This is a genomic window from Paenibacillus glucanolyticus NBRC 15330 (assembly GCF_004000885.1).
Taxonomy (GTDB): domain Bacteria; phylum Bacillota; class Bacilli; order Paenibacillales; family Paenibacillaceae; genus Paenibacillus_AQ; species Paenibacillus_AQ glucanolyticus.
In genome coordinates this window covers 36,025-52,815 of record NZ_BIMC01000014.1, presented here as the reverse complement: position 1 = coordinate 52,815, position 16,791 = coordinate 36,025, and the positions used below count along the sequence as shown (strand labels likewise).

The window sequence follows — 16,791 nt, the reverse complement described above, 5'->3', positions numbered from 1 at the left end:
CCATGAGGGGAGGTCCTTTTTCTTATGCACACAATATTTTGGAATGGCAATGAAATCCAAACGTATGTTCCATCAAACCGCACTTATGTTATACTAGGAATCAGCATCTTTTTTGATAGAGTGCTAACAATTACAATGGATTTTACATCCTTTTTGGTCAAATAAATCATAGATTCAAGGGTATGATTTCATCGGAACGATATCGTGTTCTCTGGTGAAGGAGTACCCTTTGGCAGACACTGTGGAAGGGGGCATAGCATGAGCGTTCAATTTGTGATCGGAAGGTCAGGCAGCGGCAAGAGCACATTGATCCGTCAAGAGATGATGGATCAACTGGAGCGGGATCCCAGGGGGAATCCGATGATTCTGATCGTTCCGGAGCAGGGGTCCTATGAAGCCGAACACGCACTCGTGAATGCGGGAGGCATACGGGGCATGATGCGTGCGCAAGTGCTCAGTTTCCGCCGATTGGCCTACCGGGTCATGCAGGAGACTGGCGGAGCAGCGAAAGTGGCGATCAGTGAAGAAGGAAAACGCATGCTGATGTATAAAATTTTGCGGAGGCGCAAAGAAGAACTGCAGCTATTCGGCGCCTCAGGCGAGCAGCTCGGTTTTGTCGGTAAGCTGAGTGAGCTCTACACGGAAATGAAGCGATACTGCATTGACGCTTCCTGTGTGGAGGAGCAGCTGAGCCAGATGATGTCGGGCTCCGGAAATTCTCCGATGCTTCGCCGAAAGCTGGAAGATATCGTAACTGTATTCCGTGATTTCGAACTCGAGATATCGCGGCTGTACACGGATGAGGAAGACACACTCGCCTCACTGGCGGAGGGCGTGGCGGACTCAGAATACATCAAGCGTGCCGACATCTGGATCGATGGCTTCCATGGCTTTACCCCGCAGGAGTATCGGGTGCTCGGGGAGCTTATCCATCATGCCAATCACGTCACGATAGCTCTGACACTCGACAAACCTTATATGGATGGGGCTGTTCCACATGAGCTGGATTTGTTTCATCCTACCGCGGTGACGTACATAAAGCTGAAAGGAATTGCCGATGAGTTGGGAATGGATGCGGAACACCATATGCTGCATCCTGAAGTGCCGCCGCGGTTTCAGGATTCCCCGGTGCTGGCGCATCTTGAGCGCGGTTATGACCGGAAGAAGCGCTGGACGGGAGCTTATGGAGACGGGAATCATGAGGACAAGGAGAACGGCCGCAGAGAAGGGCTGCTTCTTCATGCTGCCAGCCATCGCCGGGCCGAAATCGAAGGGGCACTTCGAGAGATGCTGCGCTTGGCGCAGGAGGAAGGAGCGAGATTCCGGGAGATGGCGGTATTCGTCCGGAATATGGGAGATTATGAGCATCTGGTAGGCCCGTTATTCAAGGAATACGATATTCCTTATTTTCTGGATCAGAAGCGGAGCGAACTGCACCATCCGTTAGTTGAATTCATTCGCTCGGCTCTGGATGTCATTGGGCGAAGATGGCGTTATGAGGATGTGTTCCGCTGCGTGAAGACGGATTTGCTGCTTCCGCTGGACGGCTCCCTGAACCGGGAGGATATGGACCGGTTGGAGAATCATGTGCTCGCTTCCGGGATTCATGGTTACCGCTGGACGGATGGCCGTCCGTGGAAGGGGATTCCAAGTCTCTCTCTAGAGGATGGAGAAAACGAGGTGCTCAATCTCGACGGCATGCAGGCTATTGAATACGCAAGAAGGGTCATCGCAGAGCCGCTTCATGCGTTCGAGAAACGGATGAAAAAGGCTGCGACCGCCATGGATCAGAGTACGGCAGTTTATCGCCTTCTGGAGGAGTGCGATGTACCTGAGAAGCTGGAGCTGCTCAGCCGGGCCGCGTTGGACGCAGGACGTCCAGAGGAAGCCAGGGAGCATCGCCAGGTATGGGGAGCCGTGCTTGACCTGCTTGACCAGATTGTGGAGATGATGGGTGCAGAGAAGCTGAGCACGGAATTGTTTACAGGGGTGCTGGATACGGGTCTCACTGAAATGAAGATGGCCCTTGTACCACCCTCTCTGGATCAGGTGCTTATCGGAAGCATGGACCGGACACGAACGGGCGGGGTGAAGTATGCTTTTCTGCTCGGCATTAACGATGGCGTTCTTCCAGCCCAGTTTCAGGATGACGGCATTTTGACAGAGCCGGAGCGGCTCCATCTCGAAGATCGCGGGTTGGAGCTTGCCCCGAGTATATCCCGCAGACTGCTGGATGAGCGCTTCCTGATCTACAACGCGCTTACTTCAGCCAGCGAGCAGCTGTGGGTCAGCTATCCTGCTGCAGATGATGAAGGCAAGACGTTATTGCCTTCCGAGGTGATCCGTCATCTGAAGCTGATGTTCCAGATCGACGAGACACCCCTGTATCCAAGGCCGCATGCCGGGCAATCGGTTCCCGAACAGGAGCGTTATGCGGCCCGCCCGGACAAGACGCTTGCATATTTAACGGGCAGGCTTCGCGACTGGAGGAATGGAGAGGACATTCCGCACATTTGGTGGCATATGTACAATTGGTTTGCTCAGAAGCCGGAATTTCGGCCGCGTCTGGAATCGATGCTCTCTTCATTGTCCTATCGGAATGAAGCGCAGCCTCTTAAGGAAGAGACCAGCAGGCAATTGTATGGAACGAAGCTGCGGACAAGCGTATCCCGGATGGAGCGGTTTGTAGCCTGTCCATTTTCACATTTTGCATCACATGGATTAAAGCTGAGAGAGCGGCAGCTGTACCGACTGCAGGCTCCTGACATCGGACAGCTGTTCCATGCTGCCTTGAGCAGCATGGCAGTGAAGTTTCAATCGGAGCATCGAAGCTGGGGAGACCTGTCGGCAGATGAGTGTCTGCGTGAGGCGGAGGCTACCGTGGATCGGCTCGCTCCGATGCTGCAGGGCGAAATCTTGTTGAGCTCCAAACGGTATGGATATATCTCCCGGAAGCTGAAGAATATCGTGGGCAGAGCTTCCGTTATTTTGGGTGAACAAGCCCGGCGCGGCAAATTCGAGCCGATCGGCCTTGAGCTTGACTTCGGTCCCGGCAAACCGCTGCCGCCGCTGACGTTTGAACTGCTTAACGGGGTGAAGATGGAGGTTGTCGGTCGTATTGACCGGGTGGATATGGCACGTGGCGAGCATGGGATCATGCTTCGGGTCATTGATTATAAATCCAGCCAGAAGGATCTGCGATTGCATGAGGTCTATTACGGATTGTCCTTGCAGATGCTGACCTATCTGGACGTGCTGCTGACGTTTGCGGAGGATTGGCTTGGCGAACAGGCATTGCCTGCAGGAACGCTGTATTTCCACGTTCATGATCCGGTATTGCAATCCGCAAACGGCATGACGCCGGAACAGGCGGCAGAGGAACTGCTCAAGCGCTACAAAATGAAAGGTCTGCTGCTTGCAGACCGTGAAGCCGTTTCCCTCATGGATTCATCCCTTGAAAAAGGCCATTCGGCTATTCTGCCCGTTGCCGTCAAAACAGACGGCAGCTTCTACAGCAGCGCAGCCGTTGCGACGCCGGATCAGTGGGAGACTTTGTTATCCGCAGTGCGGGAAAATATGCTGACGATCGGCTCCAGAATTACCGGCGGCGATGTAGCGATTGAACCTTACCGAATCCAGCAGGAAACAGCTTGCACGTACTGTTCCTACCGGCCGGTGTGTCAGTTCGACGATGCGATTGAGGGCAGCGACTACCAGCTGCTGGGCAAGCCGGGACGCGATCAGGTCTGGGATCTGCTGGGACATTCGAAGGGAGGAGAGAGTCGGTGAGGGAGATGATAGCAAAGCCTGAGGGCAGCATGTGGAGTGATGACCAATGGAAGGCCATTGCACTTTCGGGTGATGACATCCTGGTTGCAGCCGCAGCAGGCTCAGGAAAAACCGCCGTGCTCGTTGAGCGGATCATTCGCAAAATCCTTGACGACACCACAGGGTTCAGTGTGGACCGGCTGCTTGTGGCTACCTTTACCAAGGCAGCGGCAGCCGAAATGCGCGGTCGGATTCGGGAAGCGCTTGAACGCGAGCTGGACCGTGACCCGGACAACGAGCATATCCGGCGCCAGCTCGCTTTACTCGGCAGGGCGTCGATTACAACGCTGCACTCCTTCTGCATGGAAGTCATCCGCCGGTATTATCAGCTGATCCCGCTGGATCCGGGGTTCCGCATTCTGAATGAACATGAGGCGGATTTGATGCGGCAGGATATGTTGGAGGAGCTGTTCGAAGAGAAGTATGGTGAAGTAGAGCAGGACCAGGGCAGTACGTTTCTCCGTTTGGCTGATTGGTTCAGCGGGGAGAGAACGGACGATGCACTGTATCGTCTCGTTCAGCGCCTCTACGATTTCTCGCGCAGTCATTCATGGCCGGCAAGCTGGCTGCGAGACACAGCGGCAAGCTTCCAGGTAGCGGATACCGAGGCGCTCGGACAAACAGCGTGGGTTCAGAGTGTATTGGCTGATGCACGTTTAGCATTGAACGGAGCTGCAGGCCTGCTATTGCAAGCGAAAACCATCGCTATGCAGCCCGGGGGGCCAGCACCGTATGTGGATAATCTGAATGAGGATTTGTCGCTGGTGGCCTCTTTGCTTGAAGCCATCGATTCTTCACCGTGGGAATCGTTATACGGTATTTTTCGCGAGGTTTCTTTTGGCAAGCTGAAATCGGTCAGGAAGGACGATGTCCTGCCTGAGCTGCAGGAACGGGTCAAGGAACTTCGGGACCATGTGAAGAAGACCGTAAATGAGCTGAAAAGCGCCTTGTTCGGCCGACCGGCATCAGAATTTCTGCAGGAGCTGCATACGGCTGCGCCGCTGATGCAGGAACTGGCCGAGACGGTTGTTTCCTTTGGCGAGCGATACCGGGAGGCCAAGGCATCAAAAGGCTTGGTCGACTTTAACGATCTGGAGCATTACTGCCTACATATTCTTCGCCATCCGGATTCCGTGCCGGGTCATATGATGCCCTCCGATGCGGCGATGGAATATCGCGAGCAGTTTGACGAAGTGCTGCTGGACGAATATCAGGATACAAACAGTGTGCAGGAAGATATCGTACGATTGATATCCAGAGAAGCGCCGGGAAATCGGTTTATGGTTGGAGACGTCAAGCAGAGCATCTACCGTTTCCGCCTGGCAGAGCCGGGACTTTTTCTTGATAAATACAAAAAATTCTCCTCGGACGTCAACACGTCCCTTGTGGGCATGCGGATTGATCTGGCTCGAAATTTTCGAAGCCGGATGGAAGTTGTGAATGCTGTTAATGTGCTGTTTCGACAGATCATGAATGAATCCGTAGCGGAGATCGCCTATGACGAGCGCGCGGAGCTGATATCCGGCGCTTCCTTTCCCGAACGCGAGGATACAGGGGGCATGAGTCCTTATACGCCGGAATTGCTTCTCATCGACCGTCTCGGAAAGGGTGCGGAGGAACCGTCCGAAGAATCGGCTTCGGAAGAGGACGGGGGCATGATGGAGGTTGAGGTGCTTGAGATGGAAACCGCCCAACTGGAAGCTCGTGCCATTGCCCGCAGAATCCGTGAGATGACCGGCGAAAGCGGAAAGCCGCTCATGGTTTACGATAAGGCACTGAAATCGATGCGGCCCGCCGGGTATGGAGATATGGTCATTTTGCTGCGTTCTGCCATGGTATGGGCGTCTCTAATCATTGAGGAGCTGCGACAGGAGGGAATTCCGGCGTTCGGCGAGCAGAACAAAGGATACTTTCAGGCAACCGAAGTGGAGATTATCTTATCGCTGCTGCAGGTAATCGATAACCCTCGGCAGGATATTCCTCTGGCATCGGTTCTGCGATCGCCCATTCTCGGTTTATCGGAGGAAGAGATGGCACAGGTCCGCCTGTGCGCCAAAGGTACTTATTACGATGCGCTTAAGGCAGCTGCTGCGTTAGGTGGACTGGCGCCGGTATTGGATTCAGAACGTTCATTAGGTCTCGTTGACGGGAAGTGGACTCCGGGCACAGAGCTGGAAAGTATGGCAGAAGCGGCGGCAGGCCATGAGCTGGTTGCAGGCAGCTCTTCAAGTGCTTCGATGCGGATGAACGGCCCGAATGTTGAAATATCAACGGAGCTGGGCACAAAACTGGGGTTGTTCATGGACCGGCTGCGGCGCTGGCGTCAGGAGGCCCGTCAGGGGAGCCTGAGCGAGCTGATCTGGGGGATCTACAGCGAGACCGGTTACTTGGATTGGATCGGCGGTTTGCCGGGAGGCAAGCAGCGTCAGGGAAATCTGACAGCCTTGTATGACCGTGCGGTGCAGTATGAGCAGGATACTTCCTCAAGGGGACTCTTTCGTTTTCTTACCTTTGTTTCAAGGCTTCGGGAGCGGGGGGGAGATCTTGGGACTGCCGGCGGAACGGACAGCCAAGGAAACGCTGTACGTCTGATGACCATTCACAAGAGCAAAGGGCTGGAATTCCCGGTCGTTTTTGTGGCGGGGTTGTCCAAGAATTTCAACCAGCAGGATTTGAACTCGCCCTTCCTCATGCATAAGGAGCTTGGATTTGGACCGAAATTTGTAGATGAGGGCATGCGGGTCAGTTACCCCACCCTGCCTAATCTGGCAATCCGCCGCAGATCGCAGCTGGAGCTGCTGGCCGAAGAGATGCGAGTGCTCTACGTTGCGCTCACACGACCGAAGGAGAAGATGATCCTGGTCGGTACGGTGAAGGATTTGCCGAAAAAAGTGTCTGCATGGGCGCAGGCCGATCATAATCCCGAGCTGCTGCTGCCGGATTATGTCCTTGCCCGAGGCCGGAGTTATTTGGACTGGATCGGTCCTGCCGTGATCCGGCACCCTTCCGCGACCTTGCTCCGTGAAATGGCAGGGTTGCCCGTAGAGGGGAATTTGGGTGTGCTGGCTGAGGATCAATCAGAGTGGTTGTTTTCGATAGAGACACCGGAATCTTTGGCGCAGGGCATGAGTGGAATTGCGGATGATGTACAAGCAGACAGTCTGGATCGAAAGAACAAATTAAAAGCTCTTCACAAGCTTGAGCCGGTAGAACTGGATTCAGCGACGGCGCAGCAGGAGGAGGCTGTGTCCGATCACCAGCGGGAAGCCATTGACCGGCGCTTGTCTTGGAGCTATCGCTATGAAGCGGTCAGTCAAATTTCCGCCAAAACGTCTGTGACGGAGATGAAGAAACTCTTGACGCTTCAGGACAGTCCCTCCTTGGATCTGATAGAGGAGCAGGCCGTGAAACGCCAGAGCCAGGAAGATATAGGACTTGGCGCTTCCTTCACACTGAACCTGAGGCGGCCAAAATTCATGGAGTCTGCGAAGCTGACACCAGCCGAGCGGGGAACGGTCTACCATACGATTATGCAGCACTTGCCCCTTCAACGATTGGGGGGAGCTGCTGAACAGATTTCCGAGATTGAACAAACCATCCGCTATCTTGTGGAGAAGGAAATCATAACCGGAGAGCAGGCTGCCGTCGTGGAGCCGGCGGAAATCAGCAGCCTTTTTGATTGTGCAGTTGGGAAGCAGCTTTTGGAAGCAGAAGATACATGGCGTGAAATGCCGTTCTCCTATGCACTGCCTGCAGCGGAAGCCTATCAAGGGCTTGCTTTTATAGACCAAATCGCGGAACAGACGGCGAGCGATCACCCGCATGTTCAACTGCTTCAGGACGAGACGGTGCTGATCCAGGGGGTTGTAGACTGCTTATTCCGGCACAATGGAAGACTTGTGCTGCTGGATTATAAAACGGATCGGGTGCTGGAGCACCGCGGCGGCATTCCGGCTTTGGCGGAACAGTACCGTTTTCAACTGGATTTGTATGCAAAGGCGCTGGAAGACATTTTAGGCGAGCCTGTATATGAGAAATGGCTGTACTTTTTTGATGGGGGACAGGCCGTTCAGGTTTAACCCATTGTAGTGAGTTTGAGTTTGTTGGAAGTTTGGGAGAGGAGATTTGCGATGCGTATTTTGCACACCGGAGACTGGCACTTGGGGCGAACGCTTGAAGGACGGAGCCGGCTGGCGGAGCAGGAGCACTTTCTGGATGAGGTGGTTGAGCTGGCTAAGGATCAGAAGGCAGACCTGATCCTTATGGCGGGAGATGTCTATGATTCCGTAAATCCGCCTGCGGCAGCGGAGCAGCTGTTTTATGATGCGGCAGCCAGGCTGACAGAGGGAGGCCGCCCGATGGTGGTCATTGCCGGCAATCATGATCAGCCGGAGCGTGTGGCATCCATCACGCCGCTTGTTTCGACCAGGGGCATTACCCTCATTGGAACTCCTATCGCCAATGCCGTGACTGTTTCGGCGGCACGTACGGGAGAAACAGCCAAGATAGCCGCTCTTCCCTATCCCTCGGAGGCGCGGTTGAATGAACTGCTCTCGGTGGATGGGGACGAGGACCAGCTCCGCCGTGCTTATAGCGAAAGAGTAGGGAAACTGATGAGGATGATGGCACGGGAGTTTTCCCCGCAGACGATTAACCTGGCTATGAGCCATATTTATGTTCTTGGCGGCGTTGAGAGCGATTCTGAACGACCGATACAGGTTGGCGGAGCTTATACGGTCGATCCGTCCGCACTCTCTGTCGGCGCAGCCTATACGGCGCTGGGTCATTTGCATCGCTCTCAGGCTGTGAAAGGGGAGGGGATCATCCGCTACAGCGGTTCACCGCTGGCTTACAGCTTCTCGGAAGCTGGGCAGGCCAAATCTGTGACGATGGTTGACGTGTCGCCAGGTGGAGTCCCCGTGATTGAGGAGCTGTTTCTAAGCAGCGGTCGTTCGCTAGTTCGCTGGAAGGCAAAGGGCGGCTTGGAGGAAGTTTATCAGTGGCTTGATGAGGGTCGTGATCCAGATGCCTTTATCGATCTGGAGGTATCCTTGACGGAGGCCATGGGGCTTGCGGACATCCAGCGCCTGCGCAAGAGCAGGGACGGGATTGTTCACATTCGCCCGGTATATCCGGAGATGGAGGCGCTGGAGCTGGAGAATGAGCGTTCCCGACTGCCGCTACCAGATCTGTTCCGCAAGTTCTATCAGCGGCAAACCGGCGGGGCGGAGCCCGAGGACCATCTGGTTGATTTGTTCCTGGAGCTTGTAGAGGAAGAGGAACCCGACGGGACGGAGGTGAAAGCGTAGATGAAACCGATTCTGTTGAAGTTATCCGGTTTGCAGAGCTACCGCAGTACGCAGGAAATTGATTTTGAAACGTTGTGTGAAACCGGACTTTTCGGGATATTCGGTCCGACTGGAAGCGGGAAATCCACACTGCTAGATGCCATTACACTGGCTATGTACGGGAAAGTGGAGCGCGCGGTTAACGGCACCCAGGGAATCATGAACCATTCGGAGGACAGCTTGTCTGTCTCCTTTACGTTTGAGCTTTCTTCTGCTGCCGGGCTGGAGCGATACCGGGTAGAGCGGAGATTTAAACGAGTGAATGAGCTCTCCATCAGCAATACGATCAGCCGTTTTATCCAAGTTACACCCGAAGGGGAGCAAGTGATGGCGGATAAGCTGGCCGACGTCACCCGCTGCGTAGAAGAGAAAATCGGATTGAAGATGGACGATTTTACCCGTGCGGTCGTGCTCCCTCAAGGGAAATTCGCCGAATTCCTATCCCTGAAGGGCAGCGATCGCAGGCAGATGCTCCAGCGGCTGTTTCATTTGGAGAGGTACGGAGATCAGCTTGCCATGAAGCTCAGCCGCCGGGTGAAGGATACGGACGGTGCCCTGAAATCCATAGAAGCGGAGCAGCAAGGGCTGGGCAGCGCGGGCAAAGAGGCTTTGGCAGAAGCGAAAACAGCGCTGGAAGATGCTAAGAAACTCGCTGTATCCTCCCGCAGCCGTCTCCAGGCCACAATTGAGGCGCATGAAGCTCTGGGAAAAATTCGCGAGCTGGACATGGAGAAGCAACGGTTGTTGGGCAAGCTGGATGAATTGTCTGCTCAAGAGGAAGAGATTAAGCGGCTGGAGCACCGGCTGGAACTGACGGGAGCAGCTGCCGCTGTCCTCCCTGCGCTTGAGACGTGGCGTGATACCGGCAAAACGTGGGAAACTCGGCTCAGGCATGCCGAGGGGCTCACCAAGCAGGCTGCAGCAGCTCAGCAGGCTGCTGAACAGGCGGGCACAGCAGATGAAGCTGCCCAGGCAGCGCTCATCGCAGAGGAGCCAAAGCTCGTGCTGCGTGAGCAGCAGCTCGAGCAAGCTGTCTTATTGCAGCAAGAGCGGGATGTTTTGTCCAACGAGTTGGCCCGGTTGGATGTACAGCGAGCGGATGCCCGCAAAGAATTCGAGACGGTGGGCGCGCAGCTCCAGAAGGAGCAGGAGCTACTTGAACGAGGACGCAGACGGCGGGAGGAGCTGCAGGATAAGCTCAAAGGGCTTGAGACCCGCTCAGGTGAGCGTCAGGCGCTTCATGCGGCGATGCAGAAGGTTCAGGCACTGGGGGCAGCCCGTAAGCATAAGGAAAAGGCAGAACACGAACTGAAGCAGCAGGAGATCAAACTCAAGGAGCAAGAGTTAAGGCTCAGTATGCTGCAGAAGCAGGAAGTGGAACTGCAGCAGCGATACATAAAGCTCTCGGCACATGCCGGCAATCTGCAGCGTTCTGCCGCTGAAGTTGCGGCGTTTGCCGACCGGACGGCAGTTGCGGCCAGCCAGGTAAACCAGGCGATGAATCAATTGCTTCGTGAAAAGCAGCTTCATGATTTGTCCATGTCGCTGGCTCTTGAGCTACAGGAGGGTAAGCCTTGTCCCGTATGCGGAAGCGAGCATCACCCTCTTCCTGCGGCAGCTTCGGAGCCGTCTGATACGACCTCTGACGAGAACCTGGATAGACTGTCACGGATTGTACATCAGATACAGGAAATCCGATTGACCCTGCGGGGGCAGCTTAACGAAGCGGAATCTCTGGTGAGTCATTTGAATGCCCAGACGGAGCCGTTCGCTGGAAGCGAACTCCTTCTCGAGGGCCCTCGTGAGGAGCAGGACGAAGCATGGGTGGAAGCTGCAGCCTCAGGAGTGCCTGTTGTTGAAACACCGTACGATGTGGAGAGGCTTGCTTCAGACACTGCATGGCTGGTGCAAAGAGCGGAAGCACAGGCAGCTGCCATTGGGCAGTGCCGAATGGAAGCGTCCAAGGCTCAGCAGAGCCTCCACGCTTGCCAACAGGAGCTCATGAAGCAGAATGCTGCGGCTGAGAATGGTCAGACGATAGTGAACCAACTGCGCGATCAGCTTGCAGGCTTGGAAGCCGAAACTGCCGACATTCAAAGTTTATGGCAGGAGGACAACCCGGCATTTCCTTTGGAAGAGACGGCTGATCGTTTTCAGCTCATGCAGCAAAAGGATTCGGAGTCCGAGTCCATTAGGGAAGGGCTTGAACGAAGCGTTCCCTTCATTGAGGAGAAGCAGCAGGCGGTCCTCCGCCTGGAGCAGAAGCTTCGTGAGCTGGAGAAGCTGCTGATTCAGTGGGATGCCCAGCGTGAGGGCAAAGCTGAAGTGTTGAAAGACAAGAAAGAGCGCCTTCAGGCATGGATTGGGGAACGATCCGCTGAAGAGCTGTTGAGCGAATGCCGATCCAGATTGAAGCTTCTGAAGGAATCCGCTGAGCAGGCCAGAGGCAAGCGCAGAAAGGCCGATGAGGCGGCGCAGCTTGCAGCCAAAGAAGCAGCTCTTGCAGAACAGGCTGCAAACGCCGCACAGGAGCTGTATCTTGCTGCCAAGCTTGCATGGGAGAAGCAACTGGAAGCCTCGCCGTTTGTTACGGAGGCAGCCGTTATGGAAGCCTGCTTATCCGAGAGCGAAACCGAACGATGTGCCCAGCTGGTGAAGGCGCATCGTGAGGGACAACGAGAATGGACGCTAAGGCTGCGGGACGTCGAGCAGAAGCTCGGCACCGATCCATTCCGTCAAGAGGAATGGGAACGAAGCTCTGCCGAGCTTCAGGCGGCTCGTACGGCCGATGAGGAGGCCGTACGGGCGAAAGCCAGAGCGGAGCGGGACCTGGAAGATTTGGAGAAGCGACATATCCGGTTTATGGAATTGGAAGAGCTGCGCCTTGGCCTTCAACGGGAAAGCGAGCGCTTGTCCAAACTGCAGTCCTGCTTGCGAGGCAATGCATTCGTGGAATACATTGCGGAAGAGCAGCTGATGCAGGTGAGCCAGTCTGCTTCCCAGCGTCTTCGCTTCTTGACCAAGCAGCGCTACTCGCTTGAGGTGGATTCCGGGGGAGGCTTTGTCATTCGGGATGACGCCAACGGCGGCGTAAGGCGGCCGGTATCCACGCTATCCGGCGGTGAGACATTCTTAACCTCGCTGGCCTTGGCTTTGGCGCTTTCAGCGCAGATTCAGCTTCGGGGGCAGTATCCGCTCCAGTTCTTCTTCCTTGATGAAGGCTTTGGCACCCTGGATCCGGAACTGCTGGAGACGGTTATCACCGCTCTGGAGCGGCTTCATAACGATAAGCTTACCGTCGGCATCATCAGCCACGTGCCAGAGCTTCGGGCGCGTCTGCCGCGGAAGCTGGTCGTGCGGCCTGCGGAGCAGGCTGGAGAAGGATCGCAGCTTGCGATCGAATCGCTGTAGCAGCCAGAGCAGTCGATGTGATATATATCACGGAAACAGCAACAAGGCACTGTTATAGTACAGTTAAGCCGACATATACAAGAAGCACCGGGCAGGCGCTTGATCATGGGGGATTCCTAACTTTTCCCTTGCTCTCATGATGAAGCGCCTCCTTACTGGACAGCTGCGTTCCAGGGGTGCTTCTCTTTTTTTTGCCTGCTGCTGATAAAGTCATTTATTGGACGCATGGTCCATTTTCTTATATGATAAAAGCGTGAGAACGTATGAAAGGGGTAACCGTGCATGGATTGTCTTTTTTGTAAAATTGTAGAGGGTGAGCTTCCTTCGACGAAAGTACTCGAGAATGATAAGGTGCTTGTATTTCAAAATATTAACCCGGAAGCACCTGTTCATGTATTGATCATTCCCAAGAAGCATATCGCATCCATGAACGATATTCAGGATGAGGATTCGCAGCTGATTGGTGAGATGCACCAAGCAGCAAAAGAAGCTGCGGCCAAGCTTGGCATTGCAGAGAGCGGTTATCGGATGATTAACAACTGCGGACCTGATGGAGAACAATCGGTGTTCCATGTACATTATCATCTGATGGGCGGCCGTCGTTTAGGTGCATTGACAGGCATTTCACCCGCTCATACATAGCATCTGGAATAAAGAGAACGATATCAACCTCGCAGTGTTTGACCTCTGCGGGGTTGTTCCAATTGTTGAGACTATTGTAAATTAGGCGCCCAAGGTTGACACCCTATTTCGGTTTGCCCTATAATGAAGTTTGATGAACCGTGTTAATGCTCTTGGACGGTCTGGTCGGAGGGAGGGAAAACTGGTGTCTGAAACTAAAGTTCGCAAAAACGAGACAATTGATGCTGCACTTCGTCGCTTCAAGCGTTCCATTGCTAAAGATGGCGTATTGGCTGAAGTGAAGAAACGCAAGCATTATGAAAAGCCAAGCGTAAAGCGCAAGAAAAAGTCCGAGGCTGCTCGTAAGAGAAAGTTTTAGGAGGATCTGAAAAAAGCATGAATCTTAGCGAACGATTGAACGAAGATATGAAGCAAGCGATGAAGAGTAAGGACAAGTTCAAACTCTCAACGATTCGAATGGTTCGTTCGACGATAAAAAATCTTGAAATAGATTTGAAACGAAGTTTGGATGACAACGAAGTGCTTGATATTTTTAGTCGTGAAATCAAACAGCGCAAAGATGCCCTCCAAGAATTTGAAAAAGCGGGACGCGACGATCTTGCCGCCGATGCAAAAGCAGAAATTGAGCTCCTTAGCGCCTACCTCCCGGAACAGCTTACTGAAGAAGAAATTAAAGTCATTGTACAGCAGACCATCCAGGAAACCGGTGCTTCTTCAAAAGCCGAGATGGGTAAAGTGATGAGCGCTCTCATGCCAAAAGTTAAAGGGCGTGCAGACGGAAAGCTTGTTAATCAAGTAGTTCAACAATTTCTGTAACAACATAAGTGAAACACCCCTTGTTTTTCAAGGGGTGTTTTTTCTTACTCTGTGGCTAAACCGCTTACTTTGTTAGAAATGCTGTTTACTTAATCGATGGTTTTTTCCAACGATGGGCATACTTTTTGAAACGAAATCGTTTCTGATTCGTAATAACTACCATATGAGGGCAAGTAAATACATATGCTTATGCTTAAGGCAGGTCGCTGAACTCATTTTGTTGAATTAGGGGATGGATGGCTTAATAATTCGAAAAGGAGGGAGAAAGATGAAGGGACAGATCTGGATGCGAAGGTTCCTGACTTTGACGGCAGCCGCGGTTATGATACTGATATCCATCGGGATGTATTTTGGTCCGACAAAGCCTGCAGTGGCGGCTAACGTCGGGTCGGTCTATGTCATTCCGGTTAAACAGCAGATCGAGCGGGGTTTAACCAGTTTCATGGAACGCGGGTTTAAGGAAGCCGAACAAATGTCGGCCGGGCTCATTGTTCTGGAGATTGATACGCCTGGCGGACTGGTCGATCAGGCTGGGAAAATCGCCACCTTGATGAAGGACAGCAATATTCCTATTGTAGCCTACATTACAGGGGATGCTGCATCGGCTGGCAGCTATATCGCGCTGAACGCAGATAAGATTGCTATGTCGGATGGCAGCATGATAGGTGCAGCCTATATGGTCGATTCCAGAGGAAACCGAATTGAAGATGCCAAGCTGGTTTCCTGGTGGAAGAGCAAGATGGCTGGTGCTGCTGAAGCAAGCGGGCGAAACAAGAATATCGCCATGGGCATGGCTGACATTAATCTGAAGGTTGATATGCCTGAGATCGGATTGACAAAACAACCCGGTGATATTATTTCATTGACGCCAGATGAAGCACTCAAGACGGGTTATGCGGATACGCTTGCAAACAGCACCGAAGAGGTTATCGCGTGGATGGATTATTCCACTCAGGATGTATTCCGGATGGAGCCGACTTTCTCGGAAAAGCTGGCTACCTTCCTAACACACCCTGGGGTAATGACACTGCTGTTATTCATTGGTATCGCAGGTGTTATTATCGAAGTCATTGTACCGGGCTTCGGCGTACCTGGAATTCTCGGCGTGGCCTCATTTGTACTGTATTTCTTCGGTAATCAGGTAGCCGGTTTTGCCGGATGGGAGACCTGGCTGCTGTTTATTATCGGCATTGTGATGCTGGCCTTGGAACTGTTTGTGCCAAGTTTCGGCATACTGGGCATTATTGGATCAGCCAGTTTGATCGCCGGTGTCGTGCTGGCGGCCTACAGCACATCGCATGTCGCATTGTCCCTTGGTATTGCCGCCGCCTCGGCTCTTGTAGCTGTAATCGTTGTCGCTCTCGTATTCAAGGAACGCGGGATATGGCGGAAGTTCATACTTAGTGACAGCTTATCGAGGGAGCAGGGATATGTTCCGAATGAAGACCGGGATGTATTAATCGGTCTCATTGGAACTTCAATTACGCCGCTCCGTCCAGCTGGAACGATGGAACTCGAGGGAAGACGTCTGGATGTGGTCACGCTGGGAGGATTCATTGACTCCGGTCGCCCGGTCCGAGTGATCAAGACAGACGGTACTAGAATTGTGGTAGAGGAAGAAAAAGGGTGAACCTCGTCACGTAATTGTGTAGTATGAAAAGGGCAAGTGTTTTAATCGGTTCCAGGATATGATGAAAATATTTTTCAAATGGAGGGTGAAGTAAGTATGGCATTGGATGGTTCTTTGATAACGATTCTGTTGATCGTGGTTGTCGCGATCATCGTACTTAGTGTGTTTTTCAGTTTCTTCCCGTTAATGCTCTGGATCTCGGCGATTGCTTCCGGCGTTCGCGTAGGGATTATAACATTGGTGGCTATGCGCCTGCGGCGTGTAACGCCAAGCCGAATTGTGAATCCGCTGATTAAAGCGACAAAAGCAGGTCTTGGTTTAAATATCAATCAGCTGGAAAGTCACTATTTGGCAGGCGGTAATGTAGACAGGGTTGTAAATGCCCTGATTGCAGCTCAACGTGCCAATATTCCACTTGAATTTGAACGTGCAGCCGCAATTGATCTTGCGGGACGCGATGTTCTGCAGGCTGTTCAGATGAGTGTTAACCCGCGTGTCATTGAGACGCCAATCGTTGCCGCTGTTGCAAAAGACGGGATTGAAGTCAAAGTTAAAGCTCGTGTAACCGTGCGTGCCAACATTGACCGTTTGGTCGGGGGCGCCGGGGAAGAAACGATCATCGCTCGTGTAGGTGAAGGTATCGTTACAACCGTCGGTTCGAGTAACTCTCATAAAGATGTTTTGGAAAATCCGGATCTGATCTCCAGAACGGTACTGTCCAAGGGCTTGGATGCCGGTACCGCATTTGAAATCCTGTCCATCGATATCGCGGATGTGGACGTAGGCAAGAACATCGGTGCTTATTTGCAGACCGAACAGGCTGAAGCCGACAAGCGTATTGCACAGGCGAAGGCGGAAGAACGACGCGCGATGGCAGTTGCGCAGGAACAAGAGATGAAGGCTCGCGTCGTAGAGATGAGGGCGCGCGTTGTGGAATCGGAATCCCAAGTTCCGCTGGCCATGGCTGAAGCCCTTCGCAGCGGTCAACTCGGCGTCATGGATTACATGAACCTGAAAAACATCGAAGCCGACACGCAAATGAGGGGATCCTTCGGCAAGATGGGCGAGAACAATGATAATCCGGGAGACAACAAAAACAAGTAAATGATGAGGTGG

9 protein-coding genes are annotated in these 16,791 nt (G+C 53.3%); all 9 read left to right on the top strand.

What is annotated here, in order from left to right:
* The first annotated feature begins 258 nt into the window (after positions 1-258).
* The 9 genes from addB to floA all read left to right on the top strand — a co-directional run bounded on the left by addB (position 259) and on the right by floA (position 16,779).
* A complete protein-coding gene (gene addB / locus PGL02S_RS19220) occupies positions 259-3,789 on the top strand; it encodes a helicase-exonuclease AddAB subunit AddB (protein ID WP_036644460.1) in 3,531 nt (1,176 codons plus the stop codon).
* 5 nt (positions 3,790-3,794) lie between these two features.
* Positions 3,795-7,907: a helicase-exonuclease AddAB subunit AddA gene (gene addA, locus PGL02S_RS19215; RefSeq protein WP_036644590.1), complete on the top strand. Its 4,113-nt coding sequence runs from the start codon at positions 3,795-3,797 to the stop codon at positions 7,905-7,907.
* 51 nt (positions 7,908-7,958) lie between these two features.
* Positions 7,959-9,137, top strand: a complete 1,179-nt coding sequence (locus tag PGL02S_RS19210; RefSeq protein ID WP_036644458.1) for an exonuclease SbcCD subunit D — start codon at positions 7,959-7,961, stop codon at positions 9,135-9,137.
* Entirely contained in the window at positions 9,138-12,587 is a 3,450-nt protein-coding gene (locus PGL02S_RS19205; protein WP_036644456.1) for an AAA family ATPase, read from the top strand.
* A 282-nt stretch (positions 12,588-12,869) separates the two neighbouring features.
* The gene (locus tag PGL02S_RS19200; protein WP_036644454.1) at positions 12,870-13,229 is read left to right on the top strand and encodes a histidine triad nucleotide-binding protein; all 360 of its coding nucleotides are present in this window, start codon (positions 12,870-12,872) and stop codon (positions 13,227-13,229) included.
* A 184-nt stretch (positions 13,230-13,413) separates the two neighbouring features.
* A complete protein-coding gene (rpsU, locus tag PGL02S_RS19195; protein ID WP_005547957.1) occupies positions 13,414-13,587 on the top strand; it encodes a 30S ribosomal protein S21 in 174 nt (57 codons plus the stop codon).
* 17 nt (positions 13,588-13,604) lie between these two features.
* A complete protein-coding gene (locus PGL02S_RS19190; protein ID WP_006209020.1) occupies positions 13,605-14,045 on the top strand; it encodes a GatB/YqeY domain-containing protein in 441 nt (146 codons plus the stop codon).
* Between the two features lie 268 nt (positions 14,046-14,313).
* Positions 14,314-15,675 carry an NfeD family protein gene (locus PGL02S_RS19185; protein WP_006209021.1) on the top strand — a complete coding sequence of 454 codons (1,362 nt, stop codon included), beginning with the start codon at positions 14,314-14,316 and terminating at the stop codon, positions 15,673-15,675.
* 96 nt (positions 15,676-15,771) lie between these two features.
* The gene (floA, locus tag PGL02S_RS19180; RefSeq protein ID WP_006209022.1) at positions 15,772-16,779 is read left to right on the top strand and encodes a flotillin-like protein FloA; all 1,008 of its coding nucleotides are present in this window, start codon (positions 15,772-15,774) and stop codon (positions 16,777-16,779) included.
* The last annotated feature ends 12 nt before the right edge of the window (positions 16,780-16,791 follow it).

Coding starts and splice junctions, on each gene's coding strand:
- addB (WP_036644460.1), top strand. CDS start 259: ATGAGCGTTCAATTTGTGATCGGAAGGTCAGGCAGCGGCAAGAGCACA.
- addA (WP_036644590.1), top strand. CDS start 3,795: ATGATAGCAAAGCCTGAGGGCAGCATGTGGAGTGATGACCAATGGAAG.
- PGL02S_RS19210 (WP_036644458.1), top strand. CDS start 7,959: ATGCGTATTTTGCACACCGGAGACTGGCACTTGGGGCGAACGCTTGAA.
- PGL02S_RS19205 (WP_036644456.1), top strand. CDS start 9,138: ATGAAACCGATTCTGTTGAAGTTATCCGGTTTGCAGAGCTACCGCAGT.
- PGL02S_RS19200 (WP_036644454.1), top strand. CDS start 12,870: ATGGATTGTCTTTTTTGTAAAATTGTAGAGGGTGAGCTTCCTTCGACG.
- PGL02S_RS19190 (WP_006209020.1), top strand. CDS start 13,605: ATGAATCTTAGCGAACGATTGAACGAAGATATGAAGCAAGCGATGAAG.
- PGL02S_RS19185 (WP_006209021.1), top strand. CDS start 14,314: ATGAAGGGACAGATCTGGATGCGAAGGTTCCTGACTTTGACGGCAGCC.
- floA (WP_006209022.1), top strand. CDS start 15,772: ATGGCATTGGATGGTTCTTTGATAACGATTCTGTTGATCGTGGTTGTC.